This is a genomic window from Mucilaginibacter conchicola (assembly GCF_003432115.1).
GTDB lineage: Bacteria > Bacteroidota > Bacteroidia > Sphingobacteriales > Sphingobacteriaceae > Mucilaginibacter > Mucilaginibacter conchicola.
The window spans coordinates 1,408,030-1,419,588 of record NZ_QWDC01000002.1 but is presented as its reverse complement, the minus strand read 5'-3'; the positions used below and the strand labels follow the sequence as shown (position 1 = coordinate 1,419,588).

Here is an 11,559-nt window from a genome sequence, read left to right as displayed (position 1 = left end):
CGACATCTTTGCAACACGAACGACATACCAGCCTTGACCCCATCAGGTGGCGCACCATCAGACTACATGTCCTGTGCTGGGCCATCTATGTTGCCTACGAGATGTATATGCTGGTGCTGATGAAAGTCGACCTCGAGCCGGCTTATATTTATATCCTTTTTTATTCGCTCAACATCAGTTACTTCTATCTGTTGTCAGCAGCACTGACCTTTGCGTTCGACAAAGGCAGGAACCAGCGCGCTAAGGGCGTCCTGATGGCTGCGGGCCTGATCCTCGCCTATATCCTCGTCAAATTCATCATGAATTATTTTGTTGATGCGCCGGCAGTCGCTTTTAATGTATACGCACGGGGGTTCAGGAAGAACATGCCTCTCATATTTTTCAGGGCCTTTCATTTTACCATGCTCGCCATTTTTGTCTGGGCTTCCGGCCATATCGCCAGATACCGCAGAATGGCTGACCAGGCAGAACAACAACGCCTGCAACTCCGTGCGGACAAGGCAGAAGTAGAGAATGCCCTTATGGCCGTGCAGAACGCCTACCTCCGGCAGCAGATCAACCCGCACCTGCTTTTTAATGCGCTCAATTTTACCTACAGCCGAGTGGTGGATACTTCGCCGGAAGCCGCCCGCTGCCTGATCCTGCTTACCGGACTGCTGCGTTTCAGTCTTGATTCAACCGGTGAGGACGGTCTTGTTAACATAAACGATGAGCTGAAAGAGATCTCCCACCTGCTTGAGATCAACCGGTTCCGTTTTGGTGACAACATGCATCTTGAAATGGAGACAGAAGGAGATTTTGAAAACTACCGGATCATCCCGCTGATCCTACTGACCCTAACTGAAAACGTCTTTAAACACGGCAACCTGACGAATAGCAGCTCACCTGCGTTGATCCGCATAAGCATCACCCGCGAAGGAGAGCTGAATTTCTTCAGCAGCAACGCTATCAAGTCAATACCTACAGGACGGCTGAGTAAAAGCACGGGACTGCGCAATGCAAGAATAAGACTGGAGAACACCTATTCAGCAGCAGGCTTCAATCTCTGTACCCAAACAGATCAGGATATATTTACCGTACGTTTAAGCATCAGACTTTCTGGAAGTCTTGTCCGGCACTGATCCTTTTTGCTATATTGGGTAAACTGTTAAAGGATGGAGATCAGCTGTGTGGTAATCGATGATGAGCGGCATGCGGTGGACGTAATTGAAACGTTCATCCGGCAGACCCGCGGCCTGATCTTTCAGGCCGGCTATACCGACCCCTTGCGGGCGCTGGATGAACTCAGGAAAAAACCGGCTGACCTGGCCTTCATCGATGTGGATATGGCCGCCGTGAACGGCCTTACACTTGCGGAAAAACTGCCCGTAAGCACCACGATCGTATTCACTACCTCTTATCGCGAATATGCCGTTGAGGCCTACGCGATCGCCGCAGCGGACTACCTGCTCAAACCCATTTCTTATGAACGTTTTTTACAATGTATTGAACGCATAAAGGAAAGGCTTGCCCCTGCCCTGAACCCGCCTCAGCTTTTTGTAAAAGATCACAGGAAAGGAAAAAACGTTCCTGTACTTTTAGAAGAGATCACCTATATATCAGCAGCGCTTAACTACCTGGAACTTCATTTTCAGGATACTAAAATACTGCTCTATGGAGGTCTGACCGAACTAAAAAGCCGATTACCAGAAAATTTTGTGCGTATTCACCGGTCTTATGTCATCAATACCGCACAAATACGGACAAAAGCCGCGACATCTGTCACCCTTAATTGCGGCTCGGTGATTCCGGTAGGCAGAAGCTATAGCGGGGCTTTTAAAAAAGCGACAGGCTGACCCCTCCGGTGGAGAGATAAACTAAAACATTATATAAAACTGATCACAAATTTCTATTCGGATTAATTTCAAAATAGGAGTATTATTTTTATCATTGTTGTTAACCTGCTGGTATAATGCATATTCCGGCAGAAAAACTAAACCTCTGTCATGTCTATACATACATTAAACCTTCACCTCACCGCAGTTACCCTTGCTAAATATTTCGAAGCCGTGTATCCCGAACTCAGTCCGGTAAAACCCGACAAAGCAAAGATCAATGAGAAGTCAGCAGGAAATAGTTTTACAGGTAACAAGAATACTTCTCCCAAGCAAAAACAAAAAGCTCTGACCACTTTGACCGGTGAAAACGCCACGAGCAGGCAAAAGGAAATTACCGATGAGCTTCTCAGGGCCGCCCTGTTAAACGGACTGGATCCCAAACATCTTTATTCAAGTATATCACAGCCTGTATCAGAAGGAAGTGCCGCGCAGCTCGTTGGACTTGTCTCTGCAGAAATCGGCTTTGCTATAAAAGTCGATGAGGATGAAAAAATATTGCGGGAAGCTGGTAATCTTCAAATGGTCGCTTACCGTGCGAACCTTTCGCAAGACTTTCGAAACCGCTTTCCAAAAGTCTATGCTGTGAGGACTGAAAAGCCGTACGGATATATCATGGAGAAATTTGAAGGCACTTCATTTGCAAAAATGCTTTGGCCCCGGGAAAATGACCCTCAACTGAATGCAATGGTGATGGACAATATTTTATCATTACTTTTTGGTGCTTACCTAAGTTCTGTTAACGCTAATCTGAAACCTAATATTCGCACCATCTATCTGGGCCGGATCGACGAACGCCTGAAATCAGCTGCGGAGAAAAGTTCGGAATTCAAAACCCTGACCGAAGGCGGACTCGAAATAAACGGCACTTATTATCATGCACCCCATGAGTATATCCGCTCGATCGAAAATAACATTGACAAATTGGGTGTATCATTCGCCACTTTTGTACATGGCGACTGTCATCCTGAAAACATAATAGTTTCTGTGAATAAAGATCTTCAGCCAAATATCCGCTTTATCGATCCGAAAGACTGGCTGGAAGGAGATTATGTTTTTGATCTGGGGAAATTATGTCACTACCTTTTGGCTACAGGCCCGATACAGAAAAGCGAAAAAAAACCAACGCCTATACTAGACCTGTTGAAAAGACAAATCAGTTATGAACTTGATAATTCCGGAACAAAAACACTGGTAGAAAAGGCTTTAGCGAAAGGAAGGTCATTCGCGATAAAACACAACGACGCAAGCTTTGAGATTCGCTATCTTTTATCCATGGCCTCGAACCTGCTTGGCCTCCCGGTCATGCGTCTCAAAAATAAAGAACGCGACGCAGCACTTATCCTGTATGCAGAAGGGATCAAATACTTGGCCCAATGTTCAGAAGCTCTAAATAAATAAATATGAGAAGGGCATTATTATTTGGCGTGGACAATTATGTTGGAAAGACCAATAAGTTAAGTAGCTGCCTTAAAGATGTAAAGGATTTGGCCATGGCTTTGGAAAACAGATCAGATGATCATCCTTTCAGTGTTGAAATTTTACCCGAAGGCACTCTCCGTTACGAATTTAGTAAGAAACTGGAAAAGTTTTTCACCTCACCTGAACCCAGAGAAGTCGCGCTTTTTTATTTTTCCGGGCACGCGTCTAAAACTGATAACCCTACCATGCAGGTAAAAACCTTAAAAGACGATTCAGACGGGGTAAACTTTGGAGATCTTTTGAAATATGCATCCAGGTCAACCGCAAGAAATACCATCATCATACTTGACTGCTGTTTCGCGGGAGATTTCGGCGACATCGGCAATTCAAATACACTTATCAAGCCAGGTCTTAGTGTGTTGGCGTCTTCTGCGGCGGACCAGGCATCCAAGTGTTACGCCGACGGCAACAGTCACTTTACCGGATTATTACTTGAAGCATTGGCGGGGCGCGCGGCAGATGAGCGCGGATTTGTTGATATTGTTTCTATTTTCAAATACATCAGTAATCGTACTGAAAATTCAGATCAACTACCCATCTTTAAATCGAATGTCAGTAAGTTTTTGCCATTAAAGAAAGTAGACCCCTACATGGCGCTTAACCATGCCTCAGAACGTATCCATAATAAGGTCATAGACATCACCAAAAAAGACTGTGTCATTAAATTGGTATATCAAAAAGGAGATTATTTAAGGCTTTTGGAAGAAGCAATAAATGAAGCAGAAAATGAAATACTTTTCACATCGTCAGAAATCGCTGACATCGATGATGAACTATACGGAGAACAGCAAAAACTAATTAACCAGGCTTCAAAAAAATTTAAATTAAAAAATCCAAACCGCAGACATTTGGGTATCGTCCCCAGTGACTCCACATCGATTTTCGGGGCTTGCCGTTTACGCACAGAAGTTCCGGATGTTTCTCTGAGATTTAAAAATGAAAGTAAGAAATCAGATTATAACTTTTTTATCGCAGATAAAAAAAAGATCATCATCCGTCTGAAAAACAATATTCAGGAGATAAACTATTCGTTAAGTATCGCTAATCCATCTATTGCACAATTGATGGCTAACCATTTCTTTCAACTATGGAGCGAATCATCGACGATGTACAATCGATGGGGAACTTATAAACTGGCCAGATCAGCCAGTCAGGAGATCAGCGATTTCATTTTTAAACTGACCAACAGATCAGCGGATGAGTTTTGGCAAAAAATCATGAGAATCGACCATAATTATGCAGTATTGTCTAACTCAGATAACAAACTGATGAGGTCTTCAGAGATTCCGGCTGCCGTATATGATAACCAATCACAAATTCTTCCTCAGATGCTTGAAGTCATTAAAGAAGATGCGGTAGAAAATCTTTCCCTCCATTCGATCCAGTCCGTCATTGCGGGAATTAAGAACGCAAGCGTGAACTATGGAAGTGATGGCATTTCATTTGTTTTTCAATATTTCTTGGCTAATTACTTTAAGGTAAGGCATTCTATCGTATCGCTTAACTTAAAACATACAATTAGAAAATCTGAGAGGATCCTGGATCTTGGCGGCGGCGGCGGTGCATCTACTGCCGCTATAATTGATCTGTTGCTTTCCGAGAAAATACCGGAAAAAATGCCGTCATTAACGATTCTTGATAAATCCAAAGACCAGATCGATCTTGCAAAGCGTATATTAGTATCGTTCTCCGGGATCAACTTTATCAACGAAGATGCCTTCGACTATTTGAGACAGGACAAGACACAATATGATCTGATCGTATCAAGTAATTTCTTGTGTGAGATAAAAGAGAAAGATAAGATAACCAACAGGCACCTGCAATATGAGATGCTGGACCTGGTCGGCAAACGGTTGAGTAAAAATGGCTATTTACTTTTAGTCGAACAGGCCGAGTCTAAGGTATATGAGAAGTTGCTTAATCATGAAATGTTCCAATGTGTAAACTACAAATATACAGACGAACGCTTTCAAATGCCGCACCATGTCATTGCTGCATTAAAACAAAAAAGCGGGATCAGCGATAAGAACCTGCTTGAATTTATAAAAACGAGTTATACTTTAAGATATGGCCTATACCGACTCCGGACTAATCGCCCTGTATAAAGATCTTTGGGAACGGCACGATACCGAAAACCTGGAAATGCTCTTTGCGGGGGATATTGTTTATGAAGAGAAAGTAAACAGTATTTTCAACGGCTTGGAAGAACTAAAAGCCTACTGGAACGAAAACAGAGAAAAGCAAAGGAATGTGAGTTTTCACGCGAAACGTTTTATATCAACGAAAGAACAGATTGTTATCGACTGGAAAGCCACTTTTTTCGATATAAAACGAGGCCGGGATGTTTCACTTAACGGGATCATGTGGTGGGATCTAGCGGATGGTAAGATCATTAGTTTACGGGAATATTTTAACTTAATTTAGCAAGGATGGGACCGAAAGATCTTTCAGGAAAAATAATAGGGATCACCGGCACACCTGGCTCAGGCAAAACATATCTTGCCGAAAAATTCAGGGGAATGCCCGGCGTGGAAGTAATACATGAACACGTGCACAGCTTTCCACAGGAGATCGTCATCAATTTAAAGGAACAACGTAATTTATTTGAAACCATCCTCTGGTTCAGAAACAGGCAGGTAGCGGATTTTATTGAGGCTAAGCGTCTGGCGGGCGAGCACAAAACCGTTGTCATCGAATCTACTTTTTACCAGTACCAGCAATACATAGATCATTATATCACCGACCCGTTTGAACGACAAATTCTCCATGATCTGGGAAAAAGCGACAACCGCTTACTTGCTCCGCCGGACTACCTGGTTTATCTCAATGTTCCTTCAGGAAACATAAAATTAAACCTTTTGAGTAAAGGCGGGGATTGGACACTCCACTCCGACACGCTGATCGATTTTCTTTCGGGGATGGGAGAACATTCCAAAAAATTTATCGCCGATAACCTATCTATGTTCCCGTGCTTTATTGATGTAGACCGTTCTAAAATTGATTTTAAGGACGGATTGCATTTTGATCTTCTTTTGACAAAACTAACAAGTCAGCCAACTACCCCTCGTAAGTTCATCTCGCTGCCAGACTGATTATATATTAAACTTCTTTGTTCCGATTAATAAATTTCGCCATCTCTCCTTTAATATATTTTTCCGTGAAGCTCCAGACCTCCAGTTCCTTCGGGCGCTGATCGCTGCTGAAGAACCGATTCACCTGCATGTGACAAAGATCAGACAGCAATCTCATCTTTGTAACTTTATTAACACCCACAACTGCTTTGTTAATGATCCGGATACGCTCATATAAAAAGCCGGCAGTGTCGGAAACGGATTTTGATGACAATGCATTCTCCAGTTTCCCCCGCAATTTCCTGAACGCCTTATCTATCGCCAACTGTTGTTGTTTATCTATCGAAAATTCCGTCCGAAAAGCACCAGCCGACCTTCCTGCAAATGCAATGCAGTCATCATATCCCTTTAGAAATGCTTCCAGCATTCCGTAGATCACCACTACTGCTAAAGGCATAACCTCTGCCTCGTTCTCTAAGGCAATCAACACCAGGTCACTGCCTGCTTCAAACACGCCTTCGGCCAGCGTGATCAGCTCAGGTGAATACCGTTCCAGTTCCCGTTCATACGCAGTTACCTGTACAACCTGTACAAGACCGGCCGCCTCCCCCGACCTTGTCAAACGGTCCAAAGCTGCGAGGATCCGGCCATGCCCCTCACCTTTAACCCTAAAACGCAGGCGGATATGCGGCTCAGGATCCTTGTAACGGATAAAGAACCAGGACAATAACTCCCCTCTGAATTTATTCAACAGCGGGCGCACCACCCCGAGAAGGATACGGTCCGCGCTCGCCTCCGAGCAATACAATTTAATGTAAAGCCACTCGCTGCCCGGAAGGAACCGGCGGGTTACCTTCGTGCCTGTTTTCCTATGATCCTTGCGCATACCTTTGTAGACCACTGAATCATGCCAGCCCACCGCAAGGTACTGCCCCGACATTTCCCGGTACCCGCAGCGCACACTTTTATCAGGAACGAGCCATTCCGTCAGCGTTACCTCCGCCTTCTCCGCTATACATTGCAAAAAGAACAAAGCTTCCGCATGATCCGTTAGATCAAATACCAGTTGCCTGTCAGCATAACCCATACTCACCCGGGCCGGCAAATGGTGACGTTTCCTAAACACATACATGCCGGATACATCCACGGGCAGTTCTTCCGACCTAAACTTCCATTTTGCCGCAGCCAGCACACATTTTTCGTAGGTCAGCCTCGGATAGAAAGCCAGGCCAGGGAAAAGTACTTCCAGATCCGGCAGCAGGCGTGTGCATAGTCCCTGGTATTGCAGATCAGCCAGAAACCTGAACATACCCAAACCGTGCCGATTCTGGTTGAAGGCCGTTGAAAGCCTCGGGACCACCCGCTTCTTAAGCGACAGGGAATACAGCACCAACTCACCATCTTGTACGGAAAGTAGCAGCTCTGAAGGCAACAGTTCAACTTTATCTCCATTGATACAGCCATCCAGCGCGATCTCATACCCGTACACCCTGCGGCGCCGGTTAATATTATCCGTATGCGGGCCGCACTCCCCTCTGATATCCGCAAAGACCACATCCGGATGAGCAGCGGCTTCCATAGCAGCCGCCTCCCGGCAAAGCGCGTAGGCCTCATCGCTGAACAGTGAAAACCTCCCCGCCAAAGCCGTTCCTGTTGCCCCTCCGGCATGCTCGATCACCATCCCCTCCTGGACTTTCCGGAACAATACCCCTGTCGTTGGCGGGAAATTTACAGAAGGTTGCTCATTTGCCAGACCGGCAAGATCTGCCTCGCTCAATACCAGCACATCGTAAAAACCCCTCGAGCGTTCCTGAATCCATTTCGCCAGGAAAAATTTATGTAAAAGCGTCCATACCTCCGGCACTGCCTGCCCCGTCTCCGGATAACTGATACCGGCATCCGGGTCCAGCGCCTCCGTCAGTGGTACCTGACGGTCACCAAACCGGTCGCTAAAAGCCCGGCTAAACTTCTCCAACGCCCCCTCGGCAGCTCCCGCGCAAGCAGCCATGATCCTTAAGGCAGCAAGCGCCCTTTCGAGTCCCGCCCTGTCCTCCACGGAAGGACCGCCGGTCACCTCACTGTTCAGGACGGCGTAATCCGTTGATCCGTTTTCGTTGTCAGTCAGCTCCGTTTCCTGCCCGCCTATCAGCGACCTTTCCGGCGCATAGCGCTGTAACAGCTGTGCATGCAACAGAAACCCGATAAACCCGGACGCCTCTTCCGGATCGCATCCAGACAGCTTCCTTATACAGGCGGACAACCCATCAAAGGCTTCAGGTCCCTTCGCCAGCCGTCGGAACAAACGGACCGTCAGGCCTTCCGCAGCAACGGCATCCAGATGAAACGAATACCGCCCATCAGCCTCCGAAAGTTCAAGGCGATAGCACCGGAACTCTTTACCATAGCGGTAAGCGAGCGGCGATAATCCAACCCGATCACTCCCCGCCAAAACACGCCCGTCGGAAACCCGACCGTAAATAACTTCACGGCTGTGCAGCCGGTGCAGATGCATAGCCGGGCTGATACGACAGCTGCCGTCTCCCCATGAGGTCATCCCGACCGAAGCAAATGCACCGAACGGCGTCGGCCGGAAACACATCCGGTTATAATATCTCAGCAGTGACCACCGGGCGTTGGCAGAAAGCTTTTCGGGATCAAAGCCTGCTGCCTCCAGTGCCCGGTATAACCCTTCGGTGGCCAGCAACACCGCCTCTCTGAATTCCCTGTTGCCCAGCACTTCCCCCAGCCGCTCCGGCGCATACCTCGAAAAACTGTATACTGGTGCCCGCAGCATCAGCCGGTCAAAAAACCTGTATGCGCTCATGCCAGCCCCCTTTCCAAAGGGTATACTACCCTTTTCCCACTGTTCGCAGGCATAAGAGCGCCCTTACTTTGTGTCAACAGAACCGGAACCATGAAAAAAACCATACAGACCCTCGCCCCTGCATTACTCGTCCTGCTTTTCACATACGCGGCCGTCAGCAAACTCGCCGACCCCGCCACCGCCAGGCAACAGATGTACAACCAGAACATCCCCCCGGAGGCAGCAGGTATCCTGTGGATACTCGTCCCCGCAGCAGAGCTGCTCACAACAGCCCTCCTTTTCAGCGAAAGGACCAGGACCGCAGGCCTGCTCCTTTCCGCCGTCCTGATGGCCGTTTTTACCGGGTACATCGCACTCGTGCTTGCCGGCCTCTGGGACAGAGTTCCCTGTTCCTGCGGCGGCGTGCTGCAGAACCTGTCCTGGCGCGCCCATTTCATCTTCAACATTTTCTTCCTCGCCCTCAGCACGACGGCCTGGTACCAGCGATATAAGGGGAAAGCCGAAAACCTTCGAAAAGAGTAGGCAGCATTATTTTTAATTAAAAGTTTTCGTTCGTTTTTGACCTTAAAAGCGTTCATGTCCATGAAAAATTTAAAAGTAAAACTGGCCGCCATTGCCCTTGTACTGGGCGCCGGCAGCGCACTGGCCTCAGCACACCATGCCTTCGCCACCCGCAAATGGGGGAAAGACGCCTCCACCGGCATCTATACCGAAGTGACCGGCCTGAGCAGCCCTTCAGGTTACCGCTGTCAGAACAGCAGCAATGTGTGTACGGAAGAGTATCCGACCGATGTCGATCCGAACAACCAGGCAAACGACAGCCATCCCGGCATCGCCCAGCCATCGAACACCGTGCTCGGCACCTTCCTGCAATAGGCAGCTTCAACCTGATCACCGGCCCGCCTGAAAAGGCGGGCCTTTTTTATCCCCCCTCCTTGCGCCCTCAGCGCGCATTCTGCGGCATCGGGTTCAGCTTCAGCTCATCCGGCGGTAAAGGGTACGTATACCGCTTACTTCCCGGTGCCAGCGTATACACCTGTCCCGCCACCGTCCTTGTCAGCGTCACCGCGAACCGCGGGTCCGTATTCAGCCGCCGCAGGTCCGTCCAGCGCAGCCCCCGCATCACCAGCTCCTTCCGCCGCTCCTGCAATACCAGCCCCAGTGCCGTCTCCGCATCCGTTGCCGGCAGCGGCACGAACGTCCCCGCTTTGTACCGCGCCTTCAGCAAAGTATTCAGGTCACGCACTGCCCCTGCCGCATCACCCGCCCTCGCCGCGCATTCCGCGCGGACCAGGTACAGTTCATCCGAAGCCAGCCCCGAGAAATAGCTGATCGCACCCGCATAATTCCCTTTGAACTTGAAATTCCCCGGCGTGATCTGCCGGAAGAAAACCGTCCTGCGCAGGTCGTTGCCGTCGAACAGACCGTAGAACTCCGGCGTCAGGTACGTCTGCGAGGCCGAGCTGATATAACCATACGGTGAGGGTGAAGCATAAAAGATCTCCTCCGGCGTACCCTGCGGCAGCCCCGGCGGGAACGGCCGCACCGCCGCCGCATTCAGCGTATTGTAATCCGTCAGCTGCGGGTGCAGCTGCAGGCAGGAATCCGCATACAAGCCCGCCTTACCGTAATCTTCCATCGTCAGGTACACCCTGGCCAGCAGCCCGTACAGCGCCGCCAGCGAAGGCCTGCTCTTAGACGGCACCGACAGCGGCAAAGCCCCCCTTGCCGCAGCAAGATCTGCCAGCACCTGCGCATACGTCTCCGCCAGCGTACCCCTGCCCGCCTTCTCCGTTACCACAGCAGAAAGCTTCAGCGGGATCCCCGCCACCGTACCCGCAGCAGCAGCCGTATAAGGCACCGCGAACTGCTGCGCCAGACCGAAGAAAGCAAAGCCACGGTGAAAGCGTGCTTCCGCCCGCAGCTGCCGGGTCTCCGCATTGTCTGCCAGACCGTCCAGCCCCTCCAGCACCACATTCGCATAGAACACCTGCTGGTAGAAGGTATCCCATTCATAAGCCGTCTCTGTCCCGAAGATATCCGCCGCCCAGGTATAACTGTTCCGCTCCTGCAGGTTCTCCAGATTGTTCCAGCCTGCATCCGTCGCCACCAGATCACCATCCGCCAGCAGCGTCAGCCCCGTGGTCAGGTTGAACACATCCGTATTGTCCAGCAAAGCCCGGAAATCCTTTGCTGATGAAGGCACCAGCAGCGCCTTGTCCGGCCGCTGCTCCAGAAAATCTTTTTTACAGGCTGCCAGCAGCAAAACAGCGCCTGTCACACAAATCGTAAAAATCTTTTTCATCAT

At 48.9% G+C, this 11,559-nt stretch carries 10 protein-coding genes; 8 read left to right on the top strand and 2 right to left on the bottom strand.

Annotation, left to right across the window (positions count from 1 at the left end):
• Positions 1 to 107 precede the first annotated feature (107 nt).
• The 6 genes from D0C36_RS15950 (at position 108) to D0C36_RS15925 (ending at position 6,448) form a co-directional block, all read left to right on the top strand.
• Positions 108 to 1,121: a sensor histidine kinase gene (locus tag D0C36_RS15950; protein ID WP_158557127.1), complete on the top strand. Its 1,014-nt coding sequence runs from the start codon at positions 108 to 110 to the stop codon at positions 1,119 to 1,121.
• Positions 1,122 to 1,154: 33 nt separating this feature from the next.
• The gene (locus D0C36_RS15945; RefSeq protein WP_117392592.1) at positions 1,155 to 1,835 is read left to right on the top strand and encodes a LytR/AlgR family response regulator transcription factor; all 681 of its coding nucleotides are present in this window, start codon (positions 1,155 to 1,157) and stop codon (positions 1,833 to 1,835) included.
• Between the two features lie 150 nt (positions 1,836 to 1,985).
• Positions 1,986 to 3,275: a phosphotransferase gene (locus D0C36_RS15940; RefSeq protein WP_117392591.1), complete on the top strand. Its 1,290-nt coding sequence runs from the start codon at positions 1,986 to 1,988 to the stop codon at positions 3,273 to 3,275.
• 2 nt (positions 3,276 to 3,277) lie between these two features.
• Positions 3,278 to 5,461 carry a caspase family protein gene (locus D0C36_RS15935; protein WP_117392590.1) on the top strand — a complete coding sequence of 728 codons (2,184 nt, stop codon included), beginning with the start codon at positions 3,278 to 3,280 and terminating at the stop codon, positions 5,459 to 5,461.
• Positions 5,424 to 5,780, top strand: coding sequence for a nuclear transport factor 2 family protein (locus D0C36_RS15930; protein WP_117392589.1), 357 nt, complete (start codon positions 5,424 to 5,426; stop codon positions 5,778 to 5,780). The genes D0C36_RS15935 and D0C36_RS15930 overlap by 38 nt, the downstream gene beginning before the upstream one ends.
• 5 nt (positions 5,781 to 5,785) lie before the next feature.
• Positions 5,786 to 6,448 (top strand): AAA family ATPase, encoded by a 663-nt coding sequence (locus D0C36_RS15925; RefSeq protein ID WP_117392588.1) that lies wholly within the window; start codon positions 5,786 to 5,788, stop codon positions 6,446 to 6,448.
• Between the two features lie 7 nt (positions 6,449 to 6,455).
• Here D0C36_RS15925 and D0C36_RS15920 read toward each other — a convergent pair whose 3' ends face one another.
• Positions 6,456 to 9,251, bottom strand: coding sequence for a lantibiotic dehydratase (locus D0C36_RS15920; protein WP_117392587.1), 2,796 nt, complete (start codon positions 9,249 to 9,251; stop codon positions 6,456 to 6,458).
• A gap of 90 nt (positions 9,252 to 9,341) precedes the next feature.
• On the opposite strand from D0C36_RS15920, the gene D0C36_RS24385 reads away from it, so the two are divergent.
• Both D0C36_RS24385 and D0C36_RS15910 read left to right on the top strand, forming a co-directional pair.
• Entirely contained in the window at positions 9,342 to 9,773 is a 432-nt protein-coding gene (locus D0C36_RS24385; RefSeq protein ID WP_147322020.1) for a MauE/DoxX family redox-associated membrane protein, read from the top strand.
• A gap of 60 nt (positions 9,774 to 9,833) precedes the next feature.
• Positions 9,834 to 10,127, top strand: coding sequence for a hypothetical protein (locus D0C36_RS15910; protein ID WP_117392585.1), 294 nt, complete (start codon positions 9,834 to 9,836; stop codon positions 10,125 to 10,127).
• A 67-nt stretch (positions 10,128 to 10,194) separates the two neighbouring features.
• Here the strand turns inward: D0C36_RS15910 and D0C36_RS15905 are convergent, their stop codons facing one another.
• The gene (locus D0C36_RS15905) at positions 10,195 to 11,559 is read right to left on the bottom strand and encodes a RagB/SusD family nutrient uptake outer membrane protein (protein WP_117392584.1); all 1,365 of its coding nucleotides are present in this window, start codon (positions 11,557 to 11,559) and stop codon (positions 10,195 to 10,197) included.